The organism is Pedobacter sp. R20-19, from assembly GCF_000708265.2.
Lineage (GTDB): Bacteria > Bacteroidota > Bacteroidia > Sphingobacteriales > Sphingobacteriaceae > Pedobacter.
On record NZ_JCKI01000001.1, the window covers coordinates 295,994 to 312,913 of the forward strand.

The following is a 16,920-nucleotide window of genomic DNA, read 5'->3' on the forward strand; positions in this document are numbered from 1 at the left end:
TTTTTTTGTTAAACCTTTTAGATATTAAAAAACTTATAGATTTTGTTGGCTAATCTCATTAATCCCTTCAGACCATTTTAAATTAAATATTTCTTTATATATTAGAAATCAATTATTCATCCCCGAATAACATAACATCCCGTTCCATTTTCAGTATTATTCATGCTTGTAAAAACATACGGGAGCGCTGTTTTTGGCGTCGATGCACTCACCATTACAATTGAAGTAAGTATTAGTGGAGGTACCAAATACTATATGGTTGGTTTGCCCGATAATGCCGTGAAAGAAAGTTTACAAAGGGTAGCAAGCGCCATCAACGTAGCCGGTTTTCGAATGCCAAGGCAAAAAATTGTAGTCAACTTAGCGCCTGCAGATATTAAAAAAGAAGGATCATCTTATGATTTACCGATTGCAATAGGCATTCTTGCTGCATCTGGGCAAATCCCATGCGAAGAGCTGGCGAATTACTTTATCATGGGTGAACTTTCGTTAGATGGTGCTATTCAACCTATTAAAGGTGCATTACCAATCGCCATTCAAGCTCAAAATGATGGCTTTAAGGGTTTTATTTTACCTAAACAAAATGTTCGTGAGGCGGCCATTGTAGATGGTTTGGTTGCCTATGGTGTGGAAACGCTTGCACAAGTAATTGCTTTCTTTAATAAAAGTGAAACGCTCGAACAGGTGAAGATTAATACCAGGGAAGAATTTCTAAAAAATATTGGCAATTATGAACATGATTTTTCTGATGTTAAAGGGCAGGAGAATATTAAACGGGCTCTGGAAATTGCCGCCGCCGGCGGGCATAACGTAATTTTGATTGGCCCACCTGGGGCAGGTAAAACGATGTTGGCAAAACGACTTCCTACAATTCTACCCCCATTAAATTTATATGAAGCACTCGAAACAACTAAAATACATTCTGTTGCAGGAAAATTATCTGCTGCAGATGCACTGATGACCATTCGTCCATATCGATCTCCTCATCATACGATTTCGGATGTAGCCTTAGTGGGTGGTGGAATACATCCTCAACCGGGAGAAATTTCTCTGGCTCATAACGGCGTTTTGTTTTTAGATGAATTGCCGGAGTTTAAACGAACTGTTTTAGAAGTAATGCGTCAACCTTTAGAAGATCGCAGGGTTGCTATTTCCAGAGCCCGCTTTTCAGTTGAATATCCTGCAAGTTTCATGCTGGTCGCCTCCATGAACCCATGCCCTTGCGGGTTTTACAATCACCCAGAAAAGGAATGTGTATGTGCGCCAGGTGTTGTACAAAAATACCTCAGTAAAATATCCGGACCTTTGTTAGATCGAATTGATTTACATGTTGAGGTTACCCCAGTCAATTTTTCAGAACTAGCCTCATCCCGCGATGCGGAAAAAAGCGAATGCATTCGGAAACGCGTTATCCAGGCAAGGGAAATTCAAGATCTCCGTTTTGCGGATAAGGAAGATTTACATTATAACGCACAAATGAGCCCAAAAATGGTGCGCAAAGTTTGTCAGATCAGTGACGCTGGCACAGCTTTACTCAAATCTGCTATGGAACGCTTAGGTTTGTCAGCAAGAGCTTATGATCGAATTTTAAAAGTAGCCAGAACCATTGCAGATTTAGACGGAAGCGAAAATGTAGCACTAGAGCATTTGGCAGAATCAATTAATTACAGAAGTTTAGACCGCGATGGGTGGGCCGGATAAGCGATTATAATAATGAGCTGACAATATTTTTATGATTAAAATTGAATATACTTAACCATATGGGAATATAGAACATATAGCAAAATCCATAACGAAATATTTAAGATAACCTATATGAACTAAATGCCTATATGGTTCAAAACAAACATACTTAAACCATATAGCAAAATCTATAAACAAACTATTTAAGATAACCTATATGAACTAAATGCCTATATGGTTCAAAACAAACATACTTAAACCATATAGCAAAATCTATAACCAAATATTTAAGATAACCTATATGAACTAAATGCCTATATGGTTCAAAACAAACATACTTAAACCATATAGCAAAATCTATAACCAAATATTTAAGATAACCTATATGAACTAAATGCCTATATGGTTCAAAAATAAATACGGTTACAAATAAATCAAATTCATATACTCCTAACCTCCGAAAAAATGACTAAAACATATATACGAGAAATAACATATAAAGTTATTGGTGCAGCAATAGAAATTCACAAAGCCCTTGGACCAGGTCTTTTAGAAAGCGTATATCATGAGTGCATGAAACACGAACTGATGCTTAGAAATATAAACTTTATCACTGAAGTTTCAATGCCAGTATGTTACAAAGAGATAGAAATTGCAACCTATCTAAGATCTGATTTGTTGATTGAAGGCTGCCTGGTGGTCGAAATAAAAGCATCAAAAACGATAGAACCTATTTTTGAAGCCCAGGTATTAACCTACATGAAATTATTAGAAGCACCACAGGGATTGATCATAAATTTCAATTGTGTCAATATTTTTAACGATGGACAAAAAACTTTTGTCAATGATTTTTACCGCAACTTGAACGATTAATTTAGTCGCATATACCATGATTCAACATTTTCAATATTAAACTTAACCTCATAACAAATAATATTTTTCAAACTATTTGCTTTAATGGCTAAGTTTAAGCAAATAAACGCTTGCTTATGAAATGGTGCCTATATGTATCATGTATAATTCTTCTTTCAAGTTGTGTCTCATTAAAGCAAACAAAACAAGATCACATCAGAAAAATTTCTGACTTAAGCGCCTTTAACGGTAATTATTCCAATAGAATAAATTCATCTGATTCATCTAACTTACTATGGAATCAGTTGAATTTAGACCATATGCCTGCATTTAATGCTAAAGGTGGGAGAATTGAACTCCAGGCCATAGATAAAAACAAAATAAAGGCAATATTATTCTTAGACGGCGAACGAAAATCAGAACTAGCTTTAAAAGGCAAAATGAAGAATAATTATTTTGTATCTGTCCATAAGCGAACCATTATTCCGATTCCATTTATATTTGGAAAATTTAAAAACAACCAGTTTCAATTGGCATTGAGCGAAGATAATACGCTACAGATAGACTGTTTAAATAATCAATGGGGTTGGGTCTTTATCTTTCTAGCCAGTCACGATCAAACAAGACATTATGAATATAAATACCTAAAACAAGGTTTGGAAGCTAATGGCGATTTAAAATAATGTCAATAAAAAAATAAAATGTTTAAGCCTGGAGATGTATTCAAAAGAGGATGAAAAAAAGAAAGTTGATTAGCCAATACCATCCTATTTTATATTTTTTGGCCATTTGGACAAGGCGCATAAAAAGAAGGTTAGAGTGGCTTTTAGACAATAAAAAATACGCGAATAATAAAAGATTAGACCATAAACTTGAATTCAGAATTAAAAAACATCAATCTGTTTTACTAAAAAAGCTTGGCGAAAATAATGAGCAATTACAGCTAAATAAGGTTACCAATTTAAAAATTGCAGCAGCAAAGATAAGTGGCATCATCATCAAACCTGGTGAAACATTTTCCTATTGCAAGCTGGTTGGTTTACCGACTAAAGCAAAAGGTTATTTAATGGGAATGGAACTGTCTTTTGGTGAAGCAAAAGCTGGTATAGGTGGTGGGATTTGCCAAATCTCTAACCTAATCCATTGGTTAGTTATCCATAGTGCTTTAACTGTTACTGAAAGGCATCACCATTCTTTTGATCCCTTTCCTGATGATGGCAGGGTTTTACCCTTTGGCAGCGGCGCAACCGTTTTTTATAATTATTTGGATTATCAATTCACTAATAATACTGAACATACCTTTCAAATCAATTTATGGTTTAGTGATAAATGTTTGGAAGGCGAACTAAGGATCGACGCACCACTCAACTATGCATACCATATTATAGAAAAAGAACACCAGTTTTTAAGAAAAGATGGTCAGTTTTTCCGGAAGAATGAAATCTGGAGAGATAAATTATTAAAATTTGAAGGTGGCAGAATTGTAAGTACAGAACTCATTATGAAAAACTTTGCCAGAGTAACGTACACACCAGATCGTTATCTTGAGGAAGATTAGATTAGTATATCAGGGTAAACATTTTCTTAAGGTCAATATCATCTTAATTCTTCATCAAGACTTCTTCTTTTTTTATATGCCCTTTCTCTCTACAAAACTAAACAGTTTGCCGAATTAAAGAAATTCATCAATGATGGTTAAATTCATTTAAAAAAAATTAAAAAAGCAACTTAATACATCATCAAGAACCTATCATACAGCAAGTTAAACAACAAAATCTTCTTGCTTTAGCACACAACATTAACGTTAAAAAAAATCTTTTGGCATAGTGGTTGTAAACAGCCTGTTACATTTAACCAGATTCTGTAGACTATTTCTTCAGATTCATATTGAAAAACATTTATGAAAAAGACAATCCAAATTTTCAGCATGCTATTAATAGCATTAACAGTAATGGTATCATGTAAGAAAGATACCGACCCTGCAGACAAAGATTTCTTTGTAGGTACTTACAGAGGAAGCGTATCTTATACACAAGGTAGTAATCAAATCACCAGCACCGACGGCAAAGTTACCGTAACAAAAGTTAATGACACTTATAGCTTCTTTTTTGGAAACAACATTCCTGATATTACAGGCGTTAAATTTCAGGAAAGTGGTAATACCTACGTAAGTATTGGTACGGGTGTAATTGGAATTACAATTGATGCCAGTACGCTAAAAATTGGTGTTTCCAATTCGAATGGTACTTGGACAGCCAACTGTACCCGATAAGATTTAAAAGAGAATTTAAGTCCCGACAAAATCGGGACTTTTTCTTTGCCCTAACATTTTAATCTACCCATCAAAAAACAAATCAGATTCTAAATTTATTTAGCTTTATAGCATGAGTTTTGAATTAAGAAAACATATTGAAGAAATTGTCTCACTAACCGATGAAGAGTTTGAATACATTAATAGCCACTTCAAGCTCAAACAACTTAAAAAACATCAGTATTTAATTCAGGAAGACGAATTGGTTAACCATATTTATTTTGTGATTAAAGGGCTTCTAAAAGCAACATTTAATGATGTAAGTGGCAAAGAATACATCATTCAGTTTGCAACAGAAAACTGGTGGATTTCAGATTTTCAGGCTTTTTACAATCATGTCAAATCTATTACAAGTATCAGTTGTTTGGAAAATGTAGAGCTGCTTTACATCTCCAAAGAAAACCTAGATAAAATATGTAGAGAGAATCATAAAATGGAGTATTTTTTTAGGGTAAAAAATAGTTCTGGTTATGTGGCCTTACAACAAAGAATTTTGTCTTTGCTTACCACTAATCCGAAGGAACGCTTTGAGCAATTCACCCGCCAATATCCTCATTTGGGGCAGCGACTCTCTAAAACTATAATTGCAGCATACCTTGGTATTTCGAGAGAAACCTTGAGCCGGATTTCACCAAAAGTGTGATTGAACGCACAGAAAATTTGTGACTAAAGTCCTGTGTCGCTGAAAAACTTCGCCTTAAATTTGAATAACATTAAACATTAATGATATGAGTAAAAAAGTTTTATTCGTGCTTACGAGTCACGACGAATTAGGAAATACAGGTAAAAAAACAGGTTTTTGGTCAGAAGAATTGGCAGCTCCATATTATGCATTAGCAGATAAGGATGTAGAAATCGTTCTAGCTTCTACAAAAGGCGGTCAGCCACCAATTGATCCAAAAAGTGAAGAACCTTCTTTTCAAACTGATCATACGAAAAGAATGGATAACGATACCATTCTTTTAGATAAATTAAAAAATACAATTCCATTAAATGAAGTAAAAATGGAAGATTATGATGCCGTATTTTATCCTGGCGGTCATGGTCCACTTTGGGATCTTGCTGAAAGTACAACATCTCAAAAATTAATTGTTGATTTTTATACCGCAAATAAACCAGTTGCTTTTGTATGTCATGCGCCTGGGGTATTAAAAGATGTAAAAATAAATGGTGAATATTTGGTTAAAGGTAAAAAAGTAACAGGCTTTACCAATACCGAAGAAGAAGGCGTACAATTAACCAATGTGGTACCTTTTTTGGTAGAAGATATGTTGGTTCAAAATGGAGGAGTATACTCTAAAATAGAAGATTGGAATCCATATGCTGTTGTAGATGGCTTATTAATAACTGGGCAGAATCCAGCTTCATCAGAGAAAGTAGCTGAAGAATTATTAAAAATGATTTAATAAGCTAAAATTTAGCTATTCTACTGGTTGCTGGCTTAGTAACCAGTAGAATATTCAAGCTCTTTATAATTCCTCTTCTTCATCATCTTCTTCAGGCACATATTTTTCTATAGCCTGCCCAATTGCATTTACCTCCTCATCTTCCTCAAAAATCGGAAGCTCGGTTTTATAATCCATTTTTAACCAAATAGATGAGGTATCTTTTTGAATCTGAATATATTCTCTTCCATCTTTAAAAATGGTGTATGAGTCATTCCCTTCAGGAAAAACAGAATAATTTACGGGGCCTATTTCTATATCAAAAGGTTCTTGCATCGTTGATTTTTTTTTCGATAAAGATAAATCATAAATCTGCTTAAGCATAATCATTTTTAAGTGAAAGCATTTAACATTTAGTATGAAAGAATAAAACTATTCAACATGAAAGGTTCGCAAGAGGAGAGATAACCAATGGGATATTTTCTGTTGGAAAAAGATGCGCAGAACTATTAAAAGCAAATATGAATATGCCTAATAATTAAAAAATTACATCTCACTGCATAAAAATTCCGTCATTTGTATTACTTTACACCAAACAATTTACCGAAAGATTAGAAGATGAAGTTAACGTTTTGGGGCGCGGCGCAACAGGTAACAGGAAGTATGCACCTGCTGGAAGTTTGGCATTATAAAATATTGATAGATTGCGGATTGGATTATGAAAAGGAAACTTACCAGGAAGATAACCAACAATTTCCTTTTGACCCTTCCAGTATCAATCTTGTTATTTTAACCCATGCACATATTGACCATTCTGGTAATTTACCAACGCTTGTGCACCTGGGTTTTGATGGCCAGGTACTTTGCACACCTCCAACTGCAGACTTAACATCTATTTTATTATTTGATTCTGTAGAACTCTTTTTAAGGAAACAAAGTAGAAAACCACGCACTAAACGTGGTAATTTTAGTGGACCAAAACCATTGTATTTGCACAAACATGTGATGGATACGATTGATCGCTTCGTAACCATAGCCTTTAATAAGCCTTTCAAAATTAATGGCGATATCAGCTTAACTTTTATCCCTGTGGGGCACTTGTTGGGTGCAGCTGCTGCGGTTTTAACCATAAATGATCATGGCGAAGAAAAGCGTATTGCTTTTTCGGGCGATATTGGTAGGGAACATTATCCCGTTTTAGTAAAGCCAGATCCCATACCAGCCGTAGATTACTTTATATGCGAAGCCACTTATGGAGGCCGTTATCATACCAAAGACCAAACACTGGAAGAAAGATTGATAAAAGAAATTGAAGAAGCTTGTATCAAAACCCCGGGCAGATTAATTATTCCTGCTTTTAGTATTGGAAGAACACAATCCCTTGTATTCGCCTTAAATCAAATTTTCGCCAAAAAATTATTGCCGCCAATTCAGATTTTTGTTGATAGCCCCATGGCTATACAGGCAACGGATGTTTATCGGAAACACCATAACCTGGTTAATCAGGAGGCCAAGGATTTTTATAAAACCATGGGTGATGAATTTGAATTTGAGCATTTGGCTTACATTCAAACCATGAAAGAAAGCAAGGATGTTTCCAATTATTTTGATCCTTGCATCATCATCTCCTCTGCAGGAATGTTAGAAGGTGGGCGTATTCAGGATCACCTGTATTATAATATTCAAAATTATTACTGTACCATTCTTTTTATTGGCTATTGTGCAAAAGGTACATTAGGCTATAAACTCCTAAGTGGCGCACCCATTGTGAGGATTAAAGACCGTGAAATGATGGTTTATGCCACTATCCGACAAACAGATTTACTTAGCGGACATGGTGATCATGATGACCTCATGCGAACAGTGAAACAAACCGGTCAGCCGAAGAAGGTTTTTTTGGTGCATGGTGAAGATAAAAGTTTGAAGAGCTTATCTGCTGCTTTGCAGGAAAATGGTTTTGATGTAGTAGCACCCGAAAGAGGAGAGGTATTTGAGATTTAAATAGTTTATTGGTGATCAGTTTCCAACTTACCACCTTCCCAACTATCCAACTCATCAGCTAACCATTCCCCTATTTTCTCACCTGCCCATCACCTCTAACTACCCATTTACAACTTGTTAATTCTTCCAAACCCATTGGGCCACGAGCATGTAGTTTCTGTGTACTAATACCAATTTCTGCACCTAATCCGAATTGAGCACCATCGGTAAAGCCTGTAGAAGCATTCGCATAAACTGCAGCTGCATCAACCAGATTTAAAAAATTTGTAATGTTTTCTGCATTTTCAGAAATAATGGCTTCGCTATGTTTAGAACTATAATCAGCAATGTGGTTAATCGCTTCATTAAAATCATCTACAACTTTAACAGCCATTTTTAAGGATAGAAATTCTGTGCCAAAATGATCTTCCGTAGCACGGTTTAGCAGATTTGATGGATAAGAAGATTTTAGCATCTTATAACTTATTTCATCTGCAAAAAGTTCCACTTGTTTTTCAGCTAACGGCATTAAAAGTGCTGTCAAATCATTCAATCTACTTTGGTGAATCAACACGCAATCCAACGCATTGCACACACTTACCCTTCTCGTTTTGGCATTTAAAATAATGGCTTTCCCCTTTTCTAAATCTCCTGATTCATCAAAATAGGTATGTACAATTCCAGCACCGGTTTCAATAACGGGGATTTTACTATTTTCCCTTACATAATTAATTAAAGACTGACTTCCACGTGGAATCAACACATCCACAAAACCTCTGGCATTCAGCAAAGCCTCAGTTGCCGCCCTCTCGGCAGGTAATAAGGTAAGCACATCAGGATTAACTCCATGCTTTTCTAATACCTTCTGAATTACTTTTGCAATGGCTAAATTAGAAGATTCAGCATCACTTCCACCTTTCAAAACAGCAACATTTCCCGTTTTAAAACACAATGAAAAAACATCGGCAGTAACATTCGGGCGTGCTTCATAGATCACACCAACAACGCCTAGCGGCACTCGGATTTTTTTTAAATTTAAACCATTATCTAAATTTTTCTCAGATAATACTTCATTTAGCGGACTAACCAGATTCACCACATTCTTAATATCATTGGCTATATCTAAAATCCGTTGCGATGTGAGCTTCAGTCGGTCATATTTAGGATCGTCAACAGGCATTTTAGCCAAATCTTTTTCATTTTCCTGAAGGATGATTGATGTGTTTTCGACTAAAGTCTCCGCTAAATCAGAAAGAACCACATTCACTTTTTCTTTAGATAGATTAATAAGATTTCGGGTTGCTTTCTTGGCGTTTTCGAAGTATGTTGAGTAGTTCATGTTTTGATTGTGAGTTTGTGAGTAGCAAGTATTTAGTATCAAGTATCAAGATTGGGCGCAGAATATAGCGATCGCATTAAGATTTTATCAGTTTGTATTTTTTATCACTGAGAACACTGAGTTTTCACAGAGGGTAAACAGGTTTTACTATTAGCTCTGTGGTGCCCGGGGCCTTTCTCCGTGCGCTCTGTGGTTAATCTTTTTCTTCATTTTTACACAAGAGGTTATTTACACTTCTTTCTTTGCGCCTTCTCTTTGCGGTTAAACCCCAATAAATCTATATCGCCGAATAAAAATAATCATAATGCACTAAAGCCTTTTGCTTCTTTAATCCAATTCTTTCTCTTGCTTTATCCGACCCGTATTCTGCAATTCCCAATCCAATTAAAGCCTGTTGCTCATCCACAATTTTAATAATATCTCCTTTTAAAAAGTCAGTCTGAATCTCTATAATTCCAACTGGTAATAAGCTTGTTGCCTTACCAGAAGTCAGAACCATTTTTGCACCATCGTTTAACTTAACAATTCCAGTTGCAGCGGTTTCGGAGTGTGCAATCCATTTTTTCTTGCCCGATTTACTTTTTTCAGGCACAAATCGGGTGTGAATCAAATTCTGATGAAGAAGAGCCGTTAATACATCATCTTTGGTGCCATTGGCTATATGAACGTTAATCCCGAGCTTAGCTACCTTTTGTGCCATCGTAGATTTGGTAATCATTCCACCTCTGCCAAATTGTGATTTTCCAGTTTGAATAAAAGAAGCCAGATTTGAAACCGTTCTAGATATCTCTTCAATAACCTTCGATCCTTCCATTTTAGGGTCACCATTATAAATCCCATCCACATTCGACAAGATAATCAAGGCATCAGCATTTAACATTGAAGCAATTAAGCCCGCCAGTTCATCATTATCAGTAAACATTAATTCGGTTACCGAAACCACATCATTTTCATTAACAACGGGAATAACATCATTCTGCAGCAAAATTTGCATGCAGTTTTTCATATTCAGATAATGTGCCCGATCGCGAAAATCTTCTTTCGTTACTAAAACCTGGGCACACTTTATTTGATGTATAGCAAAAAAATTAGAATAAGTATTAATCAGTTTTACCTGACCGATTGCAGCTAATAATTGTCGTGTAGTAATGGCATCTTGTTTCTCTGAGACCTTAATTAAACTTCTGCCAGCCGCAACAGCTCCAGAAGAAACCAGAATAACTTCTATACCCTGCTTTTTGATTTCTGCCAGTTGGTTAACAAGATGATTGATTCTCTTTTCATCAGGTAATCCATTCGCTTGCGTAATTACATTCGACCCTACTTTAACGACTATTTTTTTATACCCTAATTTCATGATGATTTAAAGCAGTTTATGGAGGCAATTTAACATCATTTTCTTTAATTCAGATCATTATCAATGAGCAGCATGGATTTTTACGAAAATGATAATTAGTTTGAACTTGGGCGTTTGGCATTCAAATCCTATTAATCACTTATGAACCAATGACCATTAAACTAATAAACTATTTCATTAAATTGCATTCACCTAATCCTGAACCAAACATGAAACGTATTTTACCCTCCCTGATCTTGCTCAGTGCAATTTCAGCATGTAATCACCCGCAAAAGAAAGAAATGGAACCTATAAAATGGCCTGATGTAAAGGCACCTATCGCGGAAATTATTCCGCACAAAAGAATAATTCACGGCGATACAGTAGTAGATAATTATTACTGGATGATTGATTACTTTAAAAAAGGACCGGATAGTACGAAAGTGGTAAATTATCTAAAAGCCGAAAATCAATATCTGGATGAGATGATGAAGAGCACCGATGCTTTTCAGGCTGATTTGTTTAAAGAAATGAAAGCTCGGATTAAGGAAAAAGATGAATCCGTGCCCGTTTTCAGGAATGGATATTTTTATTATTCCCGTACAGAAGAGGGTAAGCAATACTTTAAATACTGCAGGAAAAAAGGCAGTTTAACCGCTCCTGAGGAAGTACTTTTAGATGTTGATGAAATGGCAAAAGGCCATGCCTACTTTAGTGCAACAGGTTTTAAAGTTAGTCCGGATAATAAATTGCTGGCTTATGGTGTGGATAAGGTTTCACGCAGGCAATATACCATTCAGGTTAAAAATTTGGAAACCGGCGAAATTTATAAAGATGCCATCACCAACACCGAAGGTCCGGGTGCTTGGGCAAATGACAATAAAACTTTATTTTATACTTCGAAAAATCCGGTTACGCTATTAAGTGAAAAGATAAAAAAACACACCCTCGGTACCAATGAAAAAGCCGATGTGGTGGTTTATGATGAAAAAGACAATACAAACTATATCGGTGTAGGCAAGTCTAAAAACGGAAAATACATTTTTGTAGCCTCGCAAGGTACCCTGACCTCAGAATATAAAATGATTGATGCTGATCATCCAGAAGCTGATTTTAAAGTTTTTGCTGCCCGCTCTAAGGATGTTTTGTATGATATAATGCCTGTTGATGGAAAATTTCTAATCCTAACCAATTGGAAGGCTAAGAACTTTAGATTAATGGAATGTCCGCTAGATAAAACAGAAAAAGAAAACTGGAAGGAAGTTATTCCACATCGAGCTGATGTATTGTTAGAAAGTGCAGAGGAATTTAAAGATTATACTGTTCTATCTGAACGCAAAAATGGTTTAACAGAATTGCGAGTTTTGAAGAAAAATGGTGGCGATTATTACATTAAGTTTGATGAACCGGCTTATGATGCTGGCGTTGGTGCTAACCCTGAATATAATAGTAAAACCTTACGCTATTCTTATACCTCTTTAACTACACCAAGTTCGGTTTATGATTATGATTTGGAGAAAAAAGATCAGAAATTGATGAAACAGCAAGAGGTTGTGGGAGGTTACAATCCTAGGGATTATGTAACAGAGCGTATTTTTGCAACCGCAAAAGATGGTACCAAAATCCCAGTTGCTTTGGTATACAAAAAAGGTTTTGAAAAAAATGGTCAATCACCATTGCTGCTTTATGGATATGGCTCATATGGCGCAAATTCTGATGTCTATTTTTCTTCCGTTCGCTTAAGCCTTTTAGATCGGGGTTTTGTTTTCGCCATTGCAAACATTCGTGGCGGACAAGAAATGGGGCGCCAATGGTATGAGGATGGTAAACTAATGAAAAAGAAAAACACCTTTACTGATTTTATTGCCGCCGGTGAATACTTGATTGATCAAAAATATACTTCAAAGGGTCATTTGTATGCCAATGGAGGAAGTGCCGGTGGCTTACTGATGGGAGCTGTTGTAAATATGGCACCAGACTTATGGAATGGTGTAATTGCGGATGTTCCTTTTGTAGATGTAGTTAACACGATGTTGGATGAAAGCATTCCATTAACCACGAATGAGTTTGATGAATGGGGAAATCCAAAGAAAAAAGATGCTTATGAATACATGAAAAGCTATTCTCCTTATGAAAATGTAGAGAAGAAAGCCTATCCAAATATGCTGGTAACTACGGGTTTGCATGACAGTCAGGTACAGTATTTTGAACCTGCAAAATGGGTGGCCAAATTGCGTGCAATGAAAACAGATAAAAATGTGTTGTTCCTTAAAACCAATATGGAATTTGGACATGGTGGTGCATCTGGCCGTTTCGATTATTTAAAGGAAGAAGCATTAGGATACGCCTTCTTTTTTAAATTAGAAGGGATTAAGAAGTAATAACAATATAAAAGTTGAGTGAGTTGAAAAATTAATTGTTCTTTAACTCGCTCAGCTTATCCTTTTCACATATAGTATAAAAGATCACTAATGAATGCTAAATTAAAACCGCTTCAAATGATTCACCTGGCATTATGCTTTTTTGTCTTCCTATTTGCTATTGTAACTATTTTAATTAATAGAAATCAATTGTATTTTGATGCCAATCCGGCGAATACTGCACCTTTCAACCCCATATTTCCAATTGTAGGGTTAATTTCGCTCTCTGTGAGCCTTATTGCATTTAAAAACTTACTTGCAAAAATAGATCAGGCTGCCGCTGTTGATTCAAAAATAAATCAATATCAAACGGCTTTTGTTGTGAGTTCAGCATTATTAGAAGGAGGTGCTCTTTTTAATCTTGTAGGCACATTTGTATCACAAAATGCATTCTTTTTAATTTTTGCCGCAGTGAACCTAATTTTCCTCATTCGCAATCGGCCTACCAAAGATAAATTGATATCCGCTTTACAATTGCAATATCCAGATACCGAAACATTGTAATCAATTAGCCCTATCTTTGCCGGTCAATGGAATACAATGTTCACACTTTACCCAATGGCATTCGCTTGTTGCACGTACCATCGGCCTCAGCCATCTCACATGCCTGCATCATTATCAACAGCGGTTCCCGCGATGAGGCTGAACATAAAGCCGGCTTAGCACATTTTATTGAGCATTTAATTTTTAAGCGCACCGAAAAACGCAGTACCAATCAGATTTTAAATCGGTTGGAAAGTGTAGGAGCTGATTTAAATGCCTATACAACTAAAGAATATACCTGCGTTCATGCTTCCTTTTTAAATCCCTATTTAGACCGGACACTAGATCTTTTTAACGATATTATCTTTCATTCCACCTTCCCCGAAGAGGAAATGGATAAAGAAAAGAGTGTAATTTTAGATGAAATTGCTTCCTATTTAGACCAACCTGAAGAGGCCATTAATGATGATTTTGAAGATATGCTTTTTGCCGGTCATCCGCTAGGTAATAATATCTTAGGCACTATTGATTCTGTTCAAAATTTCACTAGAGAAGATGTGATTGCTTTCAGGAAAGCAAACTACAGAACCAATGAAATCGTGGTGGCAGTGATCGGGAATTATAGTCTGAATAGTGTGGTTAATAAAGGCATTAAACACTTTGGAGATGTTGAAAAAAATATACCAGAAAAACACAGAACTAAACCAGACATTTTAAAGCCAACCACAACCACCATATACAAACCGATTATGCAGGCGCACTGCATATTAGGAACACAAACTTATTCAACATACCAGGAAAAAAAGGTCGGATTAATGCTGCTAAATAATTATTTTGGCGGTAATGGAATGAGTTCCGTATTAAACCTGCAAATCAGAGAAAAATATGGCATAGCCTATACCATCGAATCAAATTTTTCACCACTTAGTGACACAGGAATCTTCTCCATCTATTTCGGAACAGATAAAGAAAAACAAGCAAAAGCTTTGTCTCTGATTTTTAAAGAAATAAAAAAACTAAGAGAAAAGCCACTGAATGATCTTCAATTACAAAAAGCTAAAAACAAATTTATTGGTCAGATTGCTTTAGGAGAAGAAAATAGAATCGGATTAATCATTTCAATGGCAAAAAGCTTAATTAATCATGATAAAATTGATTCGCTTGAAACGGTTTTTGAAAAAATAAATGCGGTAAATACCCGGCAAATTGCTGAAATCGCTGATGAGGTTTTAGACATAGAAAAGCTTAACATTTTTACTTTCTCGCCGATAGCGGAATAATTGTTATTTTTGTAAAAAATACCTTTGCAATGCTTGATTTTTTCGTCATTGTGAGGCACAAAGCAATCCTTGTAACGATCGCCAGTTAACCCAGCGCATTGATTGCTTCGTACCTTACAATAGCGGACGACATAATATATTACATCATGAAATTACCTATAGTTGCTTACGGAGATCCGATTTTAAAAAAGATCGCAACCGACATTGATAAAGATTACCCAGAATTAGAAAAGCTGATCAGCGACATGTTCGATACCATGTATTACGCAAATGGTGTTGGCTTGGCTGCACCACAAATTGGTTTACCCATCCGTTTATTTATTGTAGACATTAGTGAAGACGAAGAAGATGGAACTCCAGGTTATAAAAAGGTATTCATTAACGCTAAAATTCTAGAAGAAACCGGCGAGGCTTGGTTGTTTAATGAAGGCTGTTTGAGCATTCCTGATATTCGTGAAAATGTATCACGCAAACCAAACATTAAGGTAACTTACCTGGACGAAAACTTTATAGAACATACCGATGATGTAGATGGAATGCCAGCCCGTGTCATCCAGCATGAGTATGATCATATTGAAGGCAAATTATTCACTGATAAAATAAGTGTCCTGCGCAAAACCATGTTAAAAAGCAAGCTGGATGCCATTTCAAAAGGGAATATCAAAACTGATTATAAAATGAAGTTCTTAAATAAGAGCAAAAAAAGATAGATTTTATTCAAATATAAGAGGGAAAATGGAAACGTTTTCCCTTCTTTATTTATCGTTATTGCCGAGGAATGAAGTAATCCCAATCACAAAACAGATTGCTTCGTCAGCTGAAAAAGCCTGCTCGAAATGACGACGCTTTGGGTTGAATGCCCAAGACTCCAGACTCCGAACTAGAGACTCCAGACTTAATTCTCACTTCGCTTCTTATCGCCGTCAAAAATCTGTTGCATCAATTTACCCCAGGCAAAAGGATTTAATAAAGGATTGGTTTGTACCATGTTTTTATTAACCATCCTATCGAAGTTGTATCGATAATTCTGACTGCTTATTTCCTGTCCATCACGAGGTAAAGTCTGGATCAAACCATCTATCGATGAACGGGAGAGATTCTTTTTGGCAATCGCCATATCATCATCAGCCAGTTTCATGGATAAAAATTCACGCGTAAATTCTTCTGTAGTTGCCCACGGAAAAACGCGAACAGAGGGTAAATCAATTACGTTGGATTTTAACTTAACCATAATCGTATACTTACTGTCTGGTGTACCTTCCGGAATTACAGTAGAGAATTTTTTATAGCCAATTGCAGTGAATAAAATGGTATCACCAGGATTAACAATAAAGGTAAAATAACCACGATAATCTGCGGCAACACGTTTACTGTTTGCCGATAGGTTGGTAATGGTTACGTAAGGGATTACATTTGAACTATCGATATCTGAAATAATTCCTGAAAATTGGATAAGCTTTTCCCTGGCCGGCTTCTGTTGTGCAAAACTGGCAAAGGAAAAAAATAAGCAAATTAGGGTAACACAATATCTCATTGAGACAAAAGTAATTTTAATAACAAAACTTCCTTGTTAAATATTGTTAAAGCTAATCTTGCTCTGCCATGTTTACGGCAACTACTGAAGTAATTTGAGGTACAGCTTTCATAATGGCTTGTTCAATACCCGATTTCATCGTCATAAAACTCATTGGGCATGAGCCACAGTTGCCCAATAACTTAAGCTTTACTGTACCATCAGCTGTAATTTCTTCAACAGAAACATCACCTCCATCAGCCTTTAAATATGGCCTGATAGTTTCCAATGCCTGTTCTACTTGTTCTGTTAAATTCATTATTGGTTTTTTAAAATAT

At 35.8% G+C, this 16,920-nt stretch carries 17 protein-coding genes; 12 read left to right on the forward strand and 5 right to left on the reverse strand.

Annotated features, from left to right (window positions below; translation table 11 throughout):
- Window positions 1–162 precede the first annotated feature (162 nt).
- The 7 genes from AN34_RS01295 to AN34_RS01325 all read left to right on the forward strand — a co-directional run bounded on the left by AN34_RS01295 (window position 163) and on the right by AN34_RS01325 (window position 6,252).
- Complete coding sequence (locus AN34_RS01295; RefSeq protein ID WP_029281490.1) at window positions 163–1,701, forward strand: YifB family Mg chelatase-like AAA ATPase; 1,539 nt, start codon at window positions 163–165, stop codon at window positions 1,699–1,701.
- 447 nt (window positions 1,702–2,148) lie between these two features.
- The gene (locus AN34_RS01300; protein WP_029281491.1) at window positions 2,149–2,556 is read left to right on the forward strand and encodes a GxxExxY protein; all 408 of its coding nucleotides are present in this window, start codon (window positions 2,149–2,151) and stop codon (window positions 2,554–2,556) included.
- Window positions 2,557–2,855: 299 nt separating this feature from the next.
- Window positions 2,856–3,218, forward strand: coding sequence for a hypothetical protein (locus tag AN34_RS01305; protein ID WP_029281492.1), 363 nt, complete (start codon window positions 2,856–2,858; stop codon window positions 3,216–3,218).
- Window positions 3,219–3,268: 50 nt separating this feature from the next.
- Window positions 3,269–4,093 (forward strand): VanW family protein, encoded by an 825-nt coding sequence (locus AN34_RS01310; protein WP_036676322.1) that lies wholly within the window; start codon window positions 3,269–3,271, stop codon window positions 4,091–4,093.
- A gap of 342 nt (window positions 4,094–4,435) precedes the next feature.
- Window positions 4,436–4,807: a hypothetical protein gene (locus tag AN34_RS01315; protein WP_029281494.1), complete on the forward strand. Its 372-nt coding sequence runs from the start codon at window positions 4,436–4,438 to the stop codon at window positions 4,805–4,807.
- Window positions 4,808–4,919: 112 nt separating this feature from the next.
- Entirely contained in the window at window positions 4,920–5,489 is a 570-nt protein-coding gene (locus AN34_RS01320; RefSeq protein ID WP_029281495.1) for a Crp/Fnr family transcriptional regulator, read from the forward strand.
- A gap of 85 nt (window positions 5,490–5,574) precedes the next feature.
- Window positions 5,575–6,252: a type 1 glutamine amidotransferase domain-containing protein gene (locus AN34_RS01325; RefSeq protein ID WP_029281496.1), complete on the forward strand. Its 678-nt coding sequence runs from the start codon at window positions 5,575–5,577 to the stop codon at window positions 6,250–6,252.
- 63 nt (window positions 6,253–6,315) lie between these two features.
- On the opposite strand, the gene AN34_RS01330 is transcribed toward AN34_RS01325, so the two are convergent.
- Window positions 6,316–6,567: a hypothetical protein gene (locus AN34_RS01330; RefSeq protein WP_029281497.1), complete on the reverse strand. Its 252-nt coding sequence runs from the start codon at window positions 6,565–6,567 to the stop codon at window positions 6,316–6,318.
- Window positions 6,568–6,849: 282 nt separating this feature from the next.
- On the opposite strand from AN34_RS01330, the gene AN34_RS01335 reads away from it, so the two are divergent.
- Window positions 6,850–8,232, forward strand: a complete 1,383-nt coding sequence (locus AN34_RS01335) for an MBL fold metallo-hydrolase RNA specificity domain-containing protein (protein ID WP_029281498.1) — start codon at window positions 6,850–6,852, stop codon at window positions 8,230–8,232.
- Between the two features lie 70 nt (window positions 8,233–8,302).
- On the opposite strand, the gene AN34_RS01340 is transcribed toward AN34_RS01335, so the two are convergent.
- Window positions 8,303–9,550: a glutamate-5-semialdehyde dehydrogenase gene (locus tag AN34_RS01340; RefSeq protein ID WP_029281499.1), complete on the reverse strand. Its 1,248-nt coding sequence runs from the start codon at window positions 9,548–9,550 to the stop codon at window positions 8,303–8,305.
- Window positions 9,551–9,827: 277 nt separating this feature from the next.
- Window positions 9,828–10,907, reverse strand: coding sequence for a glutamate 5-kinase (proB, locus tag AN34_RS01345; protein WP_029281500.1), 1,080 nt, complete (start codon window positions 10,905–10,907; stop codon window positions 9,828–9,830).
- A 209-nt stretch (window positions 10,908–11,116) separates the two neighbouring features.
- On the opposite strand from proB, the gene AN34_RS01350 reads away from it, so the two are divergent.
- From AN34_RS01350 to def, 4 genes are all read left to right on the forward strand, one after another.
- Window positions 11,117–13,267 carry an oligopeptidase B gene (locus AN34_RS01350; RefSeq protein WP_029281501.1) on the forward strand — a complete coding sequence of 717 codons (2,151 nt, stop codon included), beginning with the start codon at window positions 11,117–11,119 and terminating at the stop codon, window positions 13,265–13,267.
- Window positions 13,268–13,357: 90 nt separating this feature from the next.
- Complete coding sequence (locus tag AN34_RS01355; RefSeq protein WP_029281502.1) at window positions 13,358–13,810, forward strand: hypothetical protein; 453 nt, start codon at window positions 13,358–13,360, stop codon at window positions 13,808–13,810.
- A 26-nt stretch (window positions 13,811–13,836) separates the two neighbouring features.
- The gene (locus AN34_RS01360) at window positions 13,837–15,069 is read left to right on the forward strand and encodes a pitrilysin family protein (protein ID WP_029281503.1); all 1,233 of its coding nucleotides are present in this window, start codon (window positions 13,837–13,839) and stop codon (window positions 15,067–15,069) included.
- Window positions 15,070–15,215: 146 nt separating this feature from the next.
- The gene (gene def / locus AN34_RS01365) at window positions 15,216–15,779 is read left to right on the forward strand and encodes a peptide deformylase (RefSeq protein WP_029281504.1); all 564 of its coding nucleotides are present in this window, start codon (window positions 15,216–15,218) and stop codon (window positions 15,777–15,779) included.
- Window positions 15,780–15,964: 185 nt separating this feature from the next.
- Here def and AN34_RS01370 read toward each other — a convergent pair whose 3' ends face one another.
- Together AN34_RS01370 and AN34_RS01375 are read right to left on the reverse strand one after the other, a co-directional pair.
- Window positions 15,965–16,603: a hypothetical protein gene (locus AN34_RS01370; RefSeq protein ID WP_029281505.1), complete on the reverse strand. Its 639-nt coding sequence runs from the start codon at window positions 16,601–16,603 to the stop codon at window positions 15,965–15,967.
- A gap of 52 nt (window positions 16,604–16,655) precedes the next feature.
- Window positions 16,656–16,901, reverse strand: coding sequence for a NifU family protein (locus AN34_RS01375; protein ID WP_029281506.1), 246 nt, complete (start codon window positions 16,899–16,901; stop codon window positions 16,656–16,658).
- Between the last annotated feature and the right edge of the window lie 19 nt (window positions 16,902–16,920).